General features: G+C 67.7%; 13 protein-coding genes. 5 read left to right on the top strand and 8 right to left on the bottom strand.

Going from position 1 to position 16,381, the window contains the following annotated elements; translation table 11 throughout:
- Positions 1-19 precede the first annotated feature (19 nt).
- On the top strand, positions 20-1,777 hold the full coding sequence (locus ACZ1DY_RS06695) for an NAD+ synthase (RefSeq protein WP_126736511.1): 1,758 nt from the start codon (positions 20-22) through the stop codon (positions 1,775-1,777).
- On the opposite strand, the gene ACZ1DY_RS06690 is transcribed toward ACZ1DY_RS06695, so the two are convergent.
- Positions 1,748-2,374 carry a VOC family protein gene (locus ACZ1DY_RS06690; protein ID WP_465483882.1) on the bottom strand — a complete coding sequence of 209 codons (627 nt, stop codon included), beginning with the start codon at positions 2,372-2,374 and terminating at the stop codon, positions 1,748-1,750. The two genes, ACZ1DY_RS06695 and ACZ1DY_RS06690, sit on opposite strands and share 30 nt — an antisense overlap.
- Before the next feature lie 90 nt (positions 2,375-2,464).
- Here ACZ1DY_RS06690 and ACZ1DY_RS06685 point away from each other — a divergent pair, with 90 nt between their 5' ends.
- Positions 2,465-3,001 carry a methylated-DNA--[protein]-cysteine S-methyltransferase gene (locus tag ACZ1DY_RS06685; RefSeq protein ID WP_192746467.1) on the top strand — a complete coding sequence of 179 codons (537 nt, stop codon included), beginning with the start codon at positions 2,465-2,467 and terminating at the stop codon, positions 2,999-3,001.
- On the opposite strand, the gene ACZ1DY_RS06680 is transcribed toward ACZ1DY_RS06685, so the two are convergent.
- Both ACZ1DY_RS06680 and lysX read right to left on the bottom strand, forming a co-directional pair.
- A complete protein-coding gene (locus ACZ1DY_RS06680; protein WP_465483881.1) occupies positions 2,998-3,585 on the bottom strand; it encodes a DinB family protein in 588 nt (195 codons plus the stop codon). The two genes, ACZ1DY_RS06685 and ACZ1DY_RS06680, sit on opposite strands and share 4 nt — an antisense overlap.
- Positions 3,586-3,912: 327 nt before the next feature.
- The gene (lysX, locus tag ACZ1DY_RS06675; protein ID WP_126736515.1) at positions 3,913-7,230 is read right to left on the bottom strand and encodes a bifunctional lysylphosphatidylglycerol synthetase/lysine--tRNA ligase LysX; all 3,318 of its coding nucleotides are present in this window, start codon (positions 7,228-7,230) and stop codon (positions 3,913-3,915) included.
- A 243-nt stretch (positions 7,231-7,473) separates the two neighbouring features.
- Between lysX and panB the strand changes: the two genes are divergently transcribed.
- The 3 genes from panB to pip all read left to right on the top strand — a co-directional run bounded on the left by panB (position 7,474) and on the right by pip (position 10,704).
- Entirely contained in the window at positions 7,474-8,349 is an 876-nt protein-coding gene (gene panB / locus ACZ1DY_RS06670; RefSeq protein WP_465483880.1) for a 3-methyl-2-oxobutanoate hydroxymethyltransferase, read from the top strand.
- Positions 8,350-8,686: 337 nt separating this feature from the next.
- A complete protein-coding gene (locus ACZ1DY_RS06665; protein ID WP_465483879.1) occupies positions 8,687-9,661 on the top strand; it encodes a right-handed parallel beta-helix repeat-containing protein in 975 nt (324 codons plus the stop codon).
- A gap of 89 nt (positions 9,662-9,750) precedes the next feature.
- On the top strand, positions 9,751-10,704 hold the full coding sequence (gene pip, locus ACZ1DY_RS06660) for a prolyl aminopeptidase (RefSeq protein WP_465483878.1): 954 nt from the start codon (positions 9,751-9,753) through the stop codon (positions 10,702-10,704).
- Positions 10,705-10,710: 6 nt separating this feature from the next.
- Here the strand turns inward: pip and ACZ1DY_RS06655 are convergent, their stop codons facing one another.
- From ACZ1DY_RS06655 to ACZ1DY_RS06635, 5 genes are all read right to left on the bottom strand, one after another.
- On the bottom strand, positions 10,711-11,517 hold the full coding sequence (locus tag ACZ1DY_RS06655) for an ABC transporter permease (RefSeq protein WP_457957764.1): 807 nt from the start codon (positions 11,515-11,517) through the stop codon (positions 10,711-10,713).
- A 9-nt stretch (positions 11,518-11,526) separates the two neighbouring features.
- Positions 11,527-12,411 (bottom strand): ABC transporter permease, encoded by an 885-nt coding sequence (locus ACZ1DY_RS06650; RefSeq protein ID WP_465483877.1) that lies wholly within the window; start codon positions 12,409-12,411, stop codon positions 11,527-11,529.
- 79 nt (positions 12,412-12,490) lie between these two features.
- Positions 12,491-13,696 carry an ABC transporter substrate-binding protein gene (locus ACZ1DY_RS06645; protein ID WP_257488959.1) on the bottom strand — a complete coding sequence of 402 codons (1,206 nt, stop codon included), beginning with the start codon at positions 13,694-13,696 and terminating at the stop codon, positions 12,491-12,493.
- A 27-nt stretch (positions 13,697-13,723) separates the two neighbouring features.
- The gene (locus ACZ1DY_RS06640) at positions 13,724-14,818 is read right to left on the bottom strand and encodes an ABC transporter ATP-binding protein (RefSeq protein WP_465485622.1); all 1,095 of its coding nucleotides are present in this window, start codon (positions 14,816-14,818) and stop codon (positions 13,724-13,726) included.
- A 20-nt stretch (positions 14,819-14,838) separates the two neighbouring features.
- Positions 14,839-16,260, bottom strand: coding sequence for a gamma-aminobutyraldehyde dehydrogenase (locus tag ACZ1DY_RS06635; RefSeq protein ID WP_465483876.1), 1,422 nt, complete (start codon positions 16,258-16,260; stop codon positions 14,839-14,841).
- Between the last annotated feature and the right edge of the window lie 121 nt (positions 16,261-16,381).

Below are 16,381 nucleotides of genomic sequence, written 5' to 3'. Positions count from 1 at the left end.
GGTGGGTGAGAATGTCGGCATGCCGCAACTGCGCATCGCACTGGCCCAGGTCAACACCACCGTCGGGGACCTCGAAGGCAACGCCGAGCTCACCGTCGAGTGGACTCGCAAAGCCGCCGAAGCAGGCGCCCATATCGTCGTCTTCCCGGAGATGTCCCTCACCGGTTATCCCGTCGAGGACCTCTCCCTCCGCCCGACTTTCGCCTCCGCCTCGAAGCAGATGGTGGACGTGCTCGCGCGGCGGCTCGAAGAAGCCGGCTGCGGCGAGGTGCTCACCTACATCGGCTATCTCGATCTGGACGAGGCCGGCCCGCGCGATGCGGCGGCCGCGCTCTATCGCGGCGAAGTGGTCGCCCGCCAGTTCAAGCACCACCTGCCCAACTACGGCGTCTTCGACGAGCACCGCTGGTTCAAGCCGGGCCACGACCTCGAGGTCGTCCGCTTCCACGGTGTCGACGTCGGCATGGTGATCTGCGAGGACGTCTGGCAGGACGGCGGCCCCATCTCCGCGCTGGGCAAGGCCGGCGTGGACCTCGTGGTCGCGCCCAACGCTTCACCCTACGAGCGCGCGAAGGATGACATCCGCCTGCCGCTGATCGCGCGCCGCGCGGCCGAGGCCGGGGCGCCGCTGGTGTACACGAACCAGGTCGGCGGTCAGGACGACCTGGTCTTCGACGGCGACTCGATCGTGGTCGGCGCGGACGGACGGCTGCTGGCGCGCGCGCCGCAGTTCGTCGAGCACCTGCTCGTCGTCGACACGGATCTCGAGTCGGGCGGGCACACCGCCGAGGGCGAGTTCGAGGGCCTGCGGGTGAAGCGCCGCGTGCTCAGCGAGGAGCCCGTCCCGGCGTACACCCCGCGCACCGAGTCCGCGATCAGCGAGCCGCTGTCGGACGAGGCCGAGGTGTGGCACGCACTCGTCGTCGGCCTTCGCGACTACGTGCACAAGAACGGCTTCTCGTCGGTGACGTTCGGCTTCTCCGGCGGCATCGACTCCGCGGTCGTGGCGGCGCTGGCCGCCGACGCGCTGGGCGGCGACAACGTCTACGGCGTTTCGATGCCTTCGGAGTACTCCTCGGAGCACTCGAAGGGCGACGCCGAAGATCTCGCCCGCCGGATCGGCGCGCACTATCGCGTCGAGCCGATCGCGGACATGGTCAAGGTCTACGTCGAGCAGCTTCAGCTGACCGGCCTCGCCGAGGAGAACATCCAGGCCCGCGTCCGCGGCATGCTGCTGATGGCACTGTCCAACCAGGACGGTCACCTCGTGCTCGCCACCGGGAACAAGACCGAACTCGCCGTCGGCTACTCGACGATCTACGGCGACGCCGTCGGGGCCTTCGCGCCGATCAAGGACCTGTTCAAGACGCACGTCTGGCATCTGGCCAAGTGGCGCAACGCGGAAGCCGAGAAGAACGGCGAAACCCCGCCGATCCCGGAGAACTCGATCACCAAACCGCCGTCGGCCGAACTGCGGCCGGGTCAGCTGGACAGCGATTCGCTGCCCGACTACCTGATGCTCGACGACATCCTCGACGACTACATCGAGGGCGACCGCGGTTACGTCGACCTGGTCGACGCGGGCTTCGAGCCGGAGACCATCGACCGCGTGGTGCGGATGGTCGACAAGGCCGAATACAAGCGCCGCCAGTACCCGCCGGGCACCAAGATCACCTTCAAGGCGTTCGGGCGGGACCGGCGGCTGCCGATGACCAACGGCTGGCGGGAGGGCACCGTCGTGACCCGCTCAGCTCAGCGCGACCTGCTTCCCCGCTGAGTTCGTCAGCACGGCCACCAGGCCGGGCTTCGTGTCACGCCGGACGAGCATGTCCATCCCGAGCGCGCGGACCGCGGATTCGACCGCGGCGGGCTCGGGGTGGACGCCGGTGACCATGAGCAGCGGGATCGACGGGAGCTCCCGCGTCGTCGGATGCGGGGTGCTCCCCCAGTCGATGAGGAAGGGCGCGAGCCCGCCGAGATTGCCGGCACCGGTGAGACGCCAGGTCAGCAGTTCGCCGTCGTCGGTGGTCCGCGACATCTCGGACGCTTCGCCCGGGTCGTAACCACGTTCACGCGCTTCGGCGATCGCCGTGTCGATGCCTTCCACCCGTGCGGCCCAGGTGACCAGGGCCGGCGCGGTCAGCTCGTCGATACCGAACGGACGCGGCCCGATGTGCTCGGGCTGGTCCGGGTCGGGGCCGACCACCTCGAGATAGGCGCCGGCGCCCAGATCGGCCAGATAGTTGGCCGTACCGAACCCGACATGCCTTCCGCCGCGTACCGGCGTGACGCCGGTCAGCTCGGCGACGCGCGCGACGGCCTCTTCGAGGTCCGGCCCGGCGTAGACGAGGTGATCAAGCACGAGGTCGCTCATGTGCATACTCCTACCGCAGCCACGGCTCCGGCGGCACCGCGGCATGGCGGTGAACCCGAAACTGTCGGACCGCTCTCGTACCCTGGGCACATGACGGCACCGGGCTATTCCGTGTTCGGCACCGCGATCGGCGACTGTGGCATCGCATGGAGCGAACGCGGGGTCGTCGCGGTCCAGCTCCCCGAGGGCAGTGAAGAGAAGACGAGGGCGCGACTGACCGCGCGCCTTCCCGAAGCCACCGAATCCACACCGCCGGGCGAGATCCAGCGCGCGATCGACGGGATCGTCTCGTTGATGGACGGCAAGCGCACGGACCTCACCGGCGTCGGCCTCGACTACGAAGGAGTACCGGACTTCCACCACCGGGTCTACGAGTTCATCCGCACCATCCCCGCGGGCAAGACACTGACGTACGGCGACATCGCGAACATCCTCGGCATGCCCGGCGGCGCGCAGGCCGTGGGGCAGGCGATGGGCCGGAACCCGTTCCCGATCATCGTGCCGTGCCACCGCGTACTCGCCGCCGGCGGCAAGGACGGCGGTTTCTCCGCGCGCGGAGGGGTCGCCACCAAGCGCCGGATGCTGGTCATCGAAGGCGCTTTGGCGGACGAACCGACCTTGTTCTAGTCGCCTTGGGCAGGCGACCAGGGCTTGAGCCAGGGCGTCTCCGGCCAGCCTTCCGCGGCGGCCATCAGCGGGATCGCCGTCGCGCCGTCGATGTGCTCGCGGATGATGTCGGCGTGCCCGGCGTGGCGCGCGGTCTCCTCGATGAGGTGGAGCAGCACCCAGCGGACCGACCACGCGTCGACGTCCTGCGGATACCAGGGCACGCCCTTCGGCACCGGGACCGGCTGGCCGAGGTCGGCTATACCGGCGATGACGTCCGCGGTTCGGCGGGCGACCTCGTCGTAGCGCGCGAACACGTCTTCGAGCGTCTCGCCTTCAGCCATCACGTAGCCGGCTTCGTACTCCTTCATCGCTTCGTCCATCGGCTTCGAGGGCTTCTGGAGCAGGATGTCGATCCAGCCGTCTTCCGTGAACGCGGTGTGCTTGATCAGGCCGCCGACGCTCAGCGAGCTTCTGGTGGGGACGGCTCTGGCCTGTTCTTCGGTAAGGCCGTGCGCCGCGATCCGCAGGACGTGGCGCTGCTGCTCGAGGTAGGCGAGGAGACCCTCGCGCTCGTCGGCGACCGGGGGAACGTTTCCAGCCATGGCGGCTCCTTCCGTTGAGGAGGGGATCATGGCATCCGATGGCGGCTTGCTGGGGCGATTCGGCCAGGAAGAGAGCAAGGGACCTTTGCTATCACGGGTCGTCGCCGCGATGGGTGTGTGGATATAGAGACGTTGAGTGTCCCTATATCCACACACCACCTCCTACTCCGCGTAGCGGGGAGCACCGACCGTGTGGATTTTGGTCCGTTGGACGACCCGAAATCCACACAGTGATCGCTCCCACCTGCGGAAAGAGAGCAAGGGACCTTTGCTCCCGTTTGTCTCGATGTTGAGAGAAGTGGGAGCAAAGGTCCCTTGCTCCCCCGGCTATCCCTGCGGCCGGACGAACGGGAACAGCACCGTCTGCCGGATCGACGCCCCGGTCAGCATCATCAGCAGCCGGTCGACACCGATCCCGAGCCCACCGGTCGGCGGCATGCCGTGTTCGAGCGCGAGCAGGAAGTCCTCGTCCAGCTCCATCGCCTCGACGTCCCCGCTCGCCGCGCGCAGCGACTGGGCCTCCAGCCGCCGCCGTTGTTCGAGCGGGTCGGTCAGCTCGGTGTAGGCCGTGCCGACCTCGGAGCCGAACGCGATCAGATCCCAGCGTTCGGCCAGCCGCGGATCCACGCGATGCTGCCGGGTCAGCGGCGACACGTCGGTCGGGTAGTCGGTGTAGAACGTCGGCAGCACCGTCGCGCCTTCGACCAGGTGCTCGTGTGCCTTGAGCACGAGATCGCCGTGCCCGGCCTCCTCGTTCACCGGCACTCCCGCCGCGCGGCAGAACCGCTGGAGGTCGGCGACCGAGGTGCTCGCGTCGATCGTCTCCCCGAGCGCCGCCGAGACGGCTTCGTGCACCGGGATCACCGGCCAGTCGCCGGAGATGTCGTATTCGACGACCGTCCCGTCCGGCCCCGGACGGCGAACGACCTGCGCGCCGTACGCGGCTTCCGCGGCGCACTGCACGAGTTCGCGCGTCAGCGTCCGCATCGTGTTGTAGTCGGCGTACGCCTGGTACGCCTCCAGCATGGTGAATTCGGGGTTGTGCGTCGCGTCGACGCCTTCGTTGCGGAAGTTCCGGTTCAGTTCGAAAACGCGCTCGACGCCGGCCACGCACAACCGCTTCAAGTAGAGCTCGGGGGCGATCCTGAGGTACATCCGCATGTCGTAGGCGTTGATATGCGTGATGAACGGACGCGCGTTGGCGCCGCCGTGCACGGTCTGCAGCATCGGCGTTTCGACTTCGAGGTAGTCGCCCTGATGCAGCCGTTCCCGCACCGCGCGCACCACGGTCGAGCGCATCCGCAGCATCGCCGTCGAATCCGGGTTCACCGCGAGGTCCAGGTAGCGCTGCCGCACCCGCGTCTCCGGGTCGGTGAGGCCCTTTCGCTTGTCCGGCAACGGATGCAGGCTCTTCGCCGTGACGGTCCATTCGTCGACGAGCACGGAAAGCTCACCGCGCCGGGACGTCACGACCTGCCCGCTCACGCCGACGTGGTCGCCGAGGTCGACGCCCCGCCGCCAGCCGCTGGGGTCGAGTACGGAGGCGTCGAGCATCAGCTGGATCTCACCGCTGAAATCCTTGACCCGCGCGAAACACAGCCCGCCGAGATTACGCATCGCGAGCACCCGCCCCGCGACTCGGACCCGATGACCGGTGTGGGTGTCCGGGCCCAGATCACCGAACTTCGACACGACGTCGCCGAGCTGGTCCTCCCGGGCGAAACCGACCGGATAGGGATCGATCCCGGCTTCCCGCAGGCGATCCAGCTTCGCCATCCGCACCCGGACCTGATCGGGGCGCCGCACCTGTTTCGGCGCGGGGGTGGCCGCGTTGGCTTCGATGCGGTGGACCTCGGCGACGAATTCGTCGGTGACGGTCTCCAGTTTCAGCGCTCGTCCCGACCGTCCCGTCGGGACGAATCCTTCGAGCGCGCCGGCCACGATGCCGACCCGCGGCAGCCGTCGAGCCGAGGAGTAGCACAGGAAACGCGGCTCCCAGCCGGGGCCGTACTTGGCGTTGGACCGGTAGAGCGATTCGAGCTGGAAGAAGCGCGACGCCATGCTGAGGACGCCACGCCATGCGCGCAGCACCGGGCCCGCGCCGATCCGCTCCCCCTCGGAGAAGACGGCGCGGAACATCGCGAAGTTCAGTGAAATCCGTTGTGCGCCAAGGCGTGAGCTCGCCGCGACGACCTCCGCGACCATGTATTCGTTGAGCCCGTTTTCGGCGTCGCGGTCGCGTCGCATCAGGTCGAGCGACAGACCGCGACGGCCCCACGGCACGAACGACAGCATGCCGCGAAGCTCGCCCTTGGCGTCGTACGCCTCCACCATCACGCTGCGACCGTCGCTCGGATCACCGAGCCTGCCGAGCGCCATCGAGAAGCCACGCTCGGTTTCCGCTCCGCGCCACTGCTGCGCGTGCAGCAGGAGTTTGGCCATTTCCTCGGCCGGAATTTCGCTGTGCCGGCGGACTTTCGTGGTGTACCCGGCCCGTTCGATCCGTTTGACCGCTTGCCGGACCGAGCGCCGTTCCGGCCCGGCGAGGCTGAAGTCGCGGACGTCGAGGACGGCTTCGTCACCTATTTCCAGCGCGCGCAGGCCCGCGTCGGCGTAGACCTTCGCGCCACGTTCACTCGCGCCGAGCACGCCGGGCGTCCAGCCGTAGGTGCGCGCTTCGTTCAGCCAGGCGCGGACCGCGTCGGGCCAGGCGTCGGGATCACCGATGGGGTCCGCGCTCGCGACGCTGGTGCCCGCGAGCACGCGGTAGGCCACAGCGGCGCGGCCGTTGGGCGAGAAGACGACGCTCTTCTCGCGCCTGGTGGCGAAATAACCCAAAGAGTCGTCTTCGCCGTGTTCGGCAAGAAGACGACGTACGCGCAGTTCTTCCTCGTCTGTCCTCAAGCGACGGCTACGCACCCCGCGGAAGAGCGTGTACAACGCGGCCGTCGCGACGGCTGTCGCGCTGAGGTCGAGAACGAGGTCGAGCCAGGCCGGGCCTTCGCCGATGCCGACCCTGCGAAGCTGGATGTTCTCTCCGGTCGTGTGGTTGACGACCCAGGCGAAACGCTCCCAGGTGTCGGCGAGACGACCGGGAAAGGCTTCGCTCAAGCCCCAGCCGACGAGGATGACCGCGGCCAGGCCACCGAACAGAACGGTGAGTCCGTCGCGCCACGCGCCGGGCGCCAGCCGGGCGGGGAACGCCGGGCGCAGGATCCAGAGCAGCGCGATCATGCCGAGGGAGATCAGGTCGGCGATGGCCAGCACCCACACCTGGTGCGGAATGTGCCGGACCTGCCACGGACCGAGTTTCAGCAGCTCGGGCCACCACAGGAGCGCGGCCTGGAAGGCCAGCGTCACCGCCAGCCCACCGACCTGGAACAGCAGCAGCGTGTAGAGCGCGGCGCGTTTGCGGCGGCGGAGCGCTGCACCGAGGACGACCAGCAGCAGGACGATCACGAGGCTCGCGTTCGTCGGGATGCTCAATGCCGAGAAGGCGATGTCACCCGTCCTGAGCACCGGCCCCTTCACCCCGCCGGCGAGCAGGAGGATCACCGAGAACACGGCCGCGAGCTGCACGAGGGTGGCGACGATCCCGCCCGCCCTCGCCTTCCACGGCGCGACTCGGCGCACTGGGTTTGCCATTCTGGTCCTTCGCGGTACACACAGGAGATCGACAGCTGTACTTACTTGACGTCACACAACCCTGCGTGGTTGTCAACGATCATCATCCTCTGGTCTGAATTTCCTCATTCGCGGGTGTGACGGCGCTGTGTGAAGCTGGTCGCAGGGCCTTGGGACGGTCATATCGGCATGTCAGGCTTGGCCTGTTCAGCTCCACGACCCGGGGACCTCTTCGAGGCCTCGAGGGAAGGACGGTCGACAAGGATGTCTGCCACCGAAAAGGATTCCGGCGAGCTCGCGGCTCCGTACGGGACCGGCGCGGCGCCCCAGGCCACCTCTGGGAAGAAGGTCCGCGTACATCATCTTCGTGACATGAAAGAGCGCGGCGAAACGTGGCCGATGCTCACCGCCTACGACATGTACACCGCCGCGCTGTTCGACGAAGTGGGCATTCCCGTGCTGCTCGTCGGGGATTCCGCGGCGAACAACGTCTTCGGTTACGACACTTCGCTTCCGGTGACGGTGGACGAGCTGCTGCCGTTGGTCCGGGCGGTGACCCGATCGGTGAAGCGGGCGCTGGTCGTGGCCGATCTGCCGTTCGGCTCGTATCAGCTCTCGCCGCAGCAGGCACTGGAAACCTCGGTGCGGTTCATGAAGGAAGGCCGCGCGCACGCGGTGAAACTCGAAGGCGGGCGGAAATTCGCTCCCCACGTCGAGGCGCTGACGTCGGCCGGTGTCCCCGTGATGGGACATATCGGATTCACCCCGCAGAGTGAACACAATCTGGGCGGCTATCGAGTCCAGGGGCGCGGCGAAGCGGCCGAAGCGCTGCTCGCCGACGCGCTCGCCCTGGAGGAGGCCGGCGCCTTCGCGGTCGTCATGGAGATGGTGCCGGCCGAAGCGGCGAAGCGGATCACGCACGAACTGAAGATCCCGACCGTCGGCATCGGCGCCGGGCCGGATTGCGACGCGCAGGTGCTCGTCTGGCAGGACATGGCCGGGCTTCGGCGCGGCAGGACCCCGCGCTTCGTGAAGAAGTACGCGGACCTCGCCGACGTGCTGGCGGGGGCCGCGACGGCGTTCGCGGAGGACGTCCGGCGAGGCGAGTTCCCGGCTCCGGAGCACTCGTTCCACGACTGACCCGCCTCTGACCTGCAAAAAGAGAGCAAGGGACCTTTGCTACCACTCCGGCCGCCGGGGAGCGCGGTAGCAAAGGTCCCTTGCTCCCCCGCGGTCACCGTGTGGATTTCGGGTCGTCCAACGCACCAAGATCCACACGGTCAAGTCAGTACCGCCAGAGGGCGGTAGCAAAGGTCCCTTGCTCTCTTTTCCGGAGGGCCGCGCAGGGCGACCCTCCTTTAGTCGTTCACATACATGAACTTCAATCATGTCCTTGACGCGCATTCGTAAAGAGGCTTAACGTCTAGCCCGTCGCCGCCACGACCGAGCTTCGATCCCTCGACGAGGAGGACCACGGATGCGTGTTCGTGAGCGGGTTCTGGCCATCGCGACCGGTGCCGCCCTGCTGTCCACGCTGGCGGCGTACCCCGCACAGGCCGCGACGGTCCGCGTAGCGACTTCGGAGCAGCTCACGGCGGCGCTCGCTTCGGTCACTCCGGGAACCGTCATCGAACTCGCGGCCGACAAGACCTTCACGGGCAACTTCAAGGCGGCGAAGAGCGGCACGTCGAGCAGCCGTATCACCCTGAAGGGGCCGCGAAGCGCGGTGATCAAGGCCTCCGCCGGGCGCACGCTGGAACTCACGGGCAGCTACTGGAACCTGACCGGCTTCACCCTCACCGGTGGCCAGAAGGGCCTGATGGCGACAGGCGTCAAGAACACCGTCGTCGACGGCATCAAGGTCACCGGCGTCGGCCACGAGGGCATCCACTTCCAGTACACGAGCACCGACAACGTCGTGAAGAACTCCGAGGTGACCGACACCGGCCGCGAGTACGCGGGCTACGGCGAAGGCATCTACTTCGGCTCCGCGAAGGGCAACTGGCCCGGTGGCACACCCGACCGGAGCGACCGCAACAAGGCGCTGAACAACAAGATCGGCCCGAACGTGCGAGCCGAGTCGATCGACATCAAAGAAGGCACCACCGGCGGTGAACTGCGCGGCAACGTCTTCGACGGCACCGGGCAGAGCGGCGAGCACTTCGCCGACAGCTGGGTGGACATGAAGGGCAACAACTACGTGGTCGCGGACAACCGGGGCAGCAAGGTCTTCGTGCACGACGCGAATTTCGGCGGCTTCGAGGTCCATGTCCAGCTCGACGGCTGGGGCCGCGGCAACACCTTTTCCGGCAACACCGCGGACGTGCGGTCCAGCTACGCGTACGGCTTCTATCTCGTGAAGGCCGCGACGGGGAACAAGGTCTGCGCGAGCAACAAGGTGACCGGCGCCGGGAAGGGATTCGCGAACGTGGCCGCCACGGCGGGCTGCTGACGCGACCGAAGACCGGGGGCCCGCTCAGCCCGGCGGCGGGGGCGGGCCCCCACCCTTCGGACACTCGCCGATTCGGGCAGAGTGTCCTTATGGACGACCTGTACCCGCCGATCCACGTGCGCGCCGAGGGCATGCTCGACGTCGGCGACGGGCACCGGATCTACTGCCAGGAAGCCGGGAACCCGGACGGCAAACCCGTGGTCGTCCTGCACGGAGGCCCTGGTAGCGGCATCTCCTCGATGGCGCGGCGGCATTTCGACCCCGAGGCCTACCGGATCATCCTGTTCGACCAGCGCGGTGCCGGCCGCAGCACTCCGCACATCGGCACGCCGGACGTCGACCTGTCTGCCAACACCCTCTGGCATCTCGTGTCGGACATGGAAAAGCTGCGCGAACGGCTGAATCTCGACCAATGGCAGCTCTTCGGCGGCTCGTGGGGCGTGACCCTCGCCCTCGCCTACGCCGAGACCCACCCAAGCCGCGTCAGCGAGATCATCCTGCGCGGCGTCTTCACCGTCCGGCGGAGTGAACTCGACTGGATCTACAACGGCGGCGCGGCGAACCTCTTCCCCCGGGAGTGGGAAGCGTTCCTCGCCCCGATCCCCGAAGACCGCCGCGACGACCCTCTTTCGGCCTATCGCGAGCTCGTCTATCACCCCGATCGGGCGATCCGGGAGCGCGCCGCCATCGCGTGGAGCGCCTGGGAGGGCGCGATCGTCTGCCTGCGCCCGGATCCGGCCTTCCGCAACCAGTACGCCTCACCGGACTTCGCTGTCACGTTCGCCCGGCTGGCGCTGCACTATTTCTGCCACGGCGCGTGGCTCGAGGAAGGGCAGCTGATCCGGGAGGCCGGGAAACTCGCCGGGATTCCCGGTGTCATCGTGCAGGGGCGGTACGACGCGGTGTGCCCGCCGGCGACGGCCTACGAGCTGCACCGGGCCTGGCCGGACTCGAAGCTGGAGCTGGTGGAGGCGGCCGGGCACGCGGTGACGGATCCGGGGATGCTGGCGGCGCTCAAGGCCGCGACGGATTCCTTTCGGTAGGAGCGGCTACAACCGGCCGCCCGAGGTCGTGTCGCCGGAAAGCCGTTGCGCCAGATACACCGGCACCGTCGAGGCCAGGATCAGCACCGCCGCCACGACGTTGACGATCGGTGCCTGGTTCGGCCGGAACAGGTTGTTCAGGATCCAGATCGGCAGGGTCTCCAGCCCGGTCCCGAGGGTGAACGTCGTGACGATGATTTCGTCGAACGACAAGGCGAACGCCAGCAGGCCGCCCGCCAGGAGGGCCGAACGCAGCATCGGGAAGGTCACCAGCCGGAACGTCGTGAGCCCGTCCGCGCCGAGGTCCATCGACGCCTCTTCGAGGTTGCCGCCCATCCGCCGCAGGCGCGCGACGACGTTGTTGAACACCACCACGATGCAGAACGTCGCGTGCGCGACGATCGCGGTGAACAGGCCGAGGTCGATGCCGAGGATCGTGCGGAAGGCGTTGTTCAGCGCGATACCGGTGACGATACCGGGCAGCGCGATCGGCAGGATGATCAGCAGCGACACCTGATTGCGACCGAAGAAGCGGTACTTCTGCAGCGCGAAGGCCGCCATCGTGCCCAGTACCAAGGCGATCGCGGTCGCGGCGAGTCCTGCTCGGACACTCGTCCACAGCGCGTTCAGCGCACCCTGGTTCTCCGCGGCCCGGCCCCACCATTCGAGGGTGAAGCTCGACGGCGGCCAGCCGAAGGTGGTGTCCGCGTTGAACGAATTGAGCAGGACCACCAGCAGCGGGAAGTAGATCACCGCGAGGCCGAGCACCAGCGCCGCCAGCAGAAGGTATTTGGTCGTCCGGGAAAGCCGCATCGCGCGCTCCTACAGGTTGTCCAGCGCGCCCGTGCGGCGCACGGCGGCGAGGTAGGCGAGCATGATCACCACGGGTACGGTCGCGACGGTCGCCGCGAACGGCAGGTTGTTGGCCGCGCCGATGTTGTCGTAGACGACGTTGCCGAGCATCTGCGACGTGCCGCCGACGATCTTCACCGCGATGTAGTCGCCCAGCGACAACGAGAACGTGAAGATCGAGCCGGCGACGACGGCCGGGAAGGTCACCGGCAGCACCACCGAGCGGAACGTCCGGAACGGCCGGGCGCCGAGGTCACCCGAAGCGTCCACCAGCGAGTTCGGCAGTCGCTCCAGGCCCGCGTAGATCGGCAGGATCATGTACGGCAGCCAGAGATACGACAGCGTGATCACCGTCGCGAGCACGCCGTAGCCGGGGGTGTCGAGGCCGAACGGGTTCAGCAGCCAGTGCAGGACCCCGTTGCCGGACAACATGGTCCGCCACGCGTAGGCCTTCACCAGGTAGCTCGCCCACAACGGCGTCATGACGGCGATGACCAGGAGGCGCCGCGCCCTCGGCGAGGCGAATTTGGCCATGTAGAACGCCATCGGGAAGGCGATGATCGCGGTGACCACCGTGACGAGCGCGGCGATCCCGACCGTCCGGAGGGTGATCGTGCGGTACACCGCGTCGCTGAAGAGGGTGACGAAGTTGTTCAGCGACCACTCGGTCACGACCTGGCCGGTGAAGACGTCGGTGCTCCAGAACGCCGTCACGAACAACGCGGCCAGCGCGCCGAGGTAGGCGAGGCCGAGCCACAGCATCGGCGCGGAGAGCAGGATCCCCAGTCGCAGCCTGGGTTTGCGGTACAGGAAGGCGGAGGTTCTCCGCTTCGGCGAATCGAGGGTGGTCGTCATCGTCTCCACCAGGTGAGGGATGGGACCGGGAGCGGACGGCGTTGGGGGGCACCACCGTCCGCTCCCGGAGTTCGGGAGGTCAGCCCTTGATCTCGGTCCAGGCGCGGGTCCACTCGCCGTAGTCCTTGCACTTGACGTCGGTGCGGCCGTCGAGGCACTGCGCGATCGGCGTCGTCCAGTACTGGATCTTCGAGGCGTACGCGGCGTCACCGGCGTGGAAGGTCTCGCAGTGCGCCTTGTTCTTGGTTTCGGCGCACGCCTTGGGGTTCGAGGGCGATTCACCGAAGTACTCGGCCACCTGCGCGTTGGCCTTCGGGCTGACGATGTGGTTCAGCCACTTGTACGAGCACGTCTTGTGCGGCGACTTCGCGCCCACCATCCAGGTGTCCGACCAGCCGGTCGCGCCTTCGGACGGCAGCACGGATTCGACCGGTGCGCCTTCGCTCTTGGTCAGGTTCACCGTCACCTGCCAGGCGGTGCCGACGACGGCGTCGCCGCTCTTGAGCGCCTGGCTTTCCTTCAGGTAGTCCGACCAGTACTCCGCCACCATCGGGCGCTGCTGCTTGAGCAGGTCGACGGCGGCCTGGAACTGCTTGTCGTCCAAGGCGTACGGGTTCTTGATGCCGAGTTCGGGTTTGTGCGTCTGCAGGTACAGCGCGGCGTCGGCGATGTAGATCGGCGAGTCGTAGGCGGTGATCTTGCCCTTGTACGGGCTGTTCGCGTCGAACATGACCGACCAGGACGTCGGCGCCGGGTTCACCTTGTCGGTGCGCCAGGTGAGCAGGTTCGCGCCCCAGCCGTGCGGCACGCCGTAGGACACGTTGTTCACGCTGTTCCACGGGCGGTTCTTGAGGAAGTCGAAGACGTCGGCGTAGTTCGGCACGAGCGCGGTGTTCACCGGTTCGACGTCTCCGGACGCGATGAGCCGCAGCGAAGCGTCACCGGAGGCGGAGATCACGTCGTACTGTCCGGTCTTCATCAGGCTCACGGCCTCGTCGGAGGTGCCGAACGCCTTGACGTTGACCTTGCAGCCGGTCTCCTTCTCGAAACCGGTGACCCAGTCGACGGCCGGGTCGTTGGAGCCGTTCTCCGCGTAGCCGGGCCAGGCCAGCACGTTGACCTGGCCTTCCGGCTGGCCGAGCTGCGCGAGCGCGTCGAGCTTCGGCGCGGTGAAGCCCTGCCCGCCGGGCGCGGCCGCGGTCGAACTGGATCCGGAGGTTCCGCAGGCGGCCACGAGCAGGCCGGCGCCGAGCAGGCCGGCGAGCGCGAGTTTCCTGTTCTTCATTGAACAACCTTTCGGTACAGGGGAGGACTAACCGGCTTCGGGGACGCGGAAGCTGTGTTCGTGCCGCCAGCTCAGGCGGACGCGGCCGCCCTCGAAGTCCGCGGGTTCGGCGGTGTTCTGCCGGACCACGGAGAGCTGGCCGCCGGCGTCGAGGGTGACCTCGTAGCGCACGGTCGCGCCGGCGTAGACGGTGTTGGTGACGGTGCCGGTGGCGCTGGTTTCACCGACCTCGGCGGATTTCGAGAGATCGGCGTCGATGCGGATCTTCTCGGGGCGGATGCTGAACACACCGGGTTTGCCGATGATGTTCTCGGCGCCGCCGCCGCTGAGCAGGTTCGAGGTGCCGACGAAACCGGCGACGAACGCCGACGCGGGCCGTTCGTAGACCTCGACCGGTGAACCGACCTGCTCGATCCGGCCGGCGTTGAAGACCGCGATGCGGTCGCTCATCGTCAACGCCTCGTCCTGGTCGTGGGTGACGAAGATGAAGGTGATGCCGACGTCGCGCTGGATCTGTTTCAGCTCGGTCTGCATGGTGTGGCGCAGTTTCAGGTCGAGGGCGCCGAGTGGTTCGTCGAGCAGGAGCACCTTCGGCCGGTTGACCAGTGCCCTCGCGAGCGCGACGCGTTGCCGCTGGCCGCCGGAGAGCTGGTCGGGTTTGCGCTCGCCGAACTCGCCGAGCCGGACGGTTTCGAGAGCTTCCTTCGCGCGTTGACGGCGCTCCGCGCGGGGGACCCGCTTCACCCGGAGGCCGTACTCGACGTTCTGCTGCACGGTCATGTGCGGGAAGAGCGCGTAGTCCTGGAAGACGGTGTTGACGTCGCGGTCGAAGGGCGCGAGGCGGCTGACGTCGCGGCCGTGCAGTTCGATCGTGCCCGCCGTCGGGAGCTCGAAGCCGGCGATCATGCGGAGCACGGTCGTCTTGCCGGAGCCGGACGGGCCGAGCATCGAGAAGAACTCGCCGGGCGGGATGTCGAGGTCGACGCCGTCGACCGCGTGGACCTGGCCGAACTCCTTGCGCAACCCGCGCAGGCGAATGGCCGGAATGTGGCCTCCACCTGCGGAAGTGATAGCAAAGGTCCCTTGCTCCCCCGCGGCGGTCGCGGGCGCTTGATGCGGCATGGCGTGCCTTTCGGTGGTCGTCACAGCGCGCTCATCACGTGCTTGACGCGGGTGTAGTCCTCGAGGCCGTAGAGCGAGAGGTCCTTGCCATAGCCGGACTTCTTGAAGCCGCCGTGCGGCATCTCGGCGACCAGCGGGATATGCGTGTTGATCCACACGCAGCCGAAGTCGAGCTTTCGGGCGAGGCGCATCGCCCGCTGGTGGTCGGTGGTCCACACCGACGAAGCGAGCGCGTACTCGACGCCGTTGGCCGCGGCGAGCGCTTCGGCTTCGGTCTCGAAGCGCTGCACAGTGATGATCGGGCCGAAGATCTCCGTCTGGCTGATCTCGTCGTCCTGCCGGACGCCGGAGATCACCGTCGGTTCGTAGAAGTAACCCTCGTCCCCCTGCCGCTTCCCTCCACAGTGGACCACCGCGTGCTCGGGCATCCGGTCGACGAACCCGGCGACCCGTTCGAGTTGCGCGGCGTTGTTAAGAGGGCCGTAGGTGACCGACGTGTCGTCGGGCTTGCCGGTGGTGGTCGCCCGCGCCTGCTTGGTGAGAGCCGCGACGAAGGTGTCGTGGACTTCGTCGGCGACAAGGACCCGCGTAGCCGCCGTACAGTCCTGGCCCGCGTTGAAGTACCCGGCGGCGGCGATGCCCTCAGCGGCCGCTTCGATGTCAGCGTCCGCGAAGACCACTACGGGCGCTTTACCGCCGAGCTCCAGGTGTACGCGCTTCACGTCCTTCGCGGCCGAAGCGGCGACCTCGATCCCAGCCCGCACGGAGCCGGTGATGGACACCATCGCGGGGATTTCGTGCTCGACGAGCGCGCGCCCGGTGTCGCGGTCGCCGCAGATCACGTTGAGCACGCCGGGCGGCAGGAATTCGGCGCAGATCTCGGCGAAGAGCAGGGTCGACGCAGGCGTCGTGTCGGCCGGTTTGAGCACCACGGTGTTCCCCGCGGCGAGGGCGGGCGCGATCTTCCAGACCGCCATGAGGAGCGGATAGTTCCACGGCGTAACCTGCGCGCACACGCCGATCGGTTCTCGGCGGACGAAAGAGGTATGCCCTTCCATGTACTCGCCCGCCGACCGTCCTTCGAGGACACGCGCGGCCCCCGCGAAGAACCGCAACTGGTCGACCATCGCCGGCAGTTCTTCGGCCGCGGTGAGCGCGACCGGCTTGCCGGTGTTCGCCGATTCGACGAGCACGATCTCTTCCGCGCGGGCTTCGACGGCGTCCGCGATCTTCAGCAGCGCGAGCTGGCGCTGCGCGGGCGTGGTGTCGCGCCAGGTTTCGAAGGCGGCGGCCGCGACCTGGAGCGCGCGGTCGACGTCTTCGGGGCCGGCGACGGCGGCGGTGCGGTACGGGCGGCCGGTGACGGGATCGACGACGTCGGCGACCTGGCCCGACGCGGATCCGATGTACTCACCGCCGATGAAGTGCTTCAACTGCTGCACGAGAGCTCCTGGCTACTGGGCCTGGGGGCGTGAGGCGATAGCAAAGGTCCCTTGCTCCCTTTTGGGGCGGCGAGGGAGCTAAAACATATAAGTCCAGATGTTAAATGACAAGACGATGGGG

This window comes from Amycolatopsis sp. PSD-21, assembly GCF_055561455.1.
The sequence above is the reverse complement of the archived record's forward strand: the minus strand, read 5'-3'. Positions and strand labels throughout refer to the sequence as shown.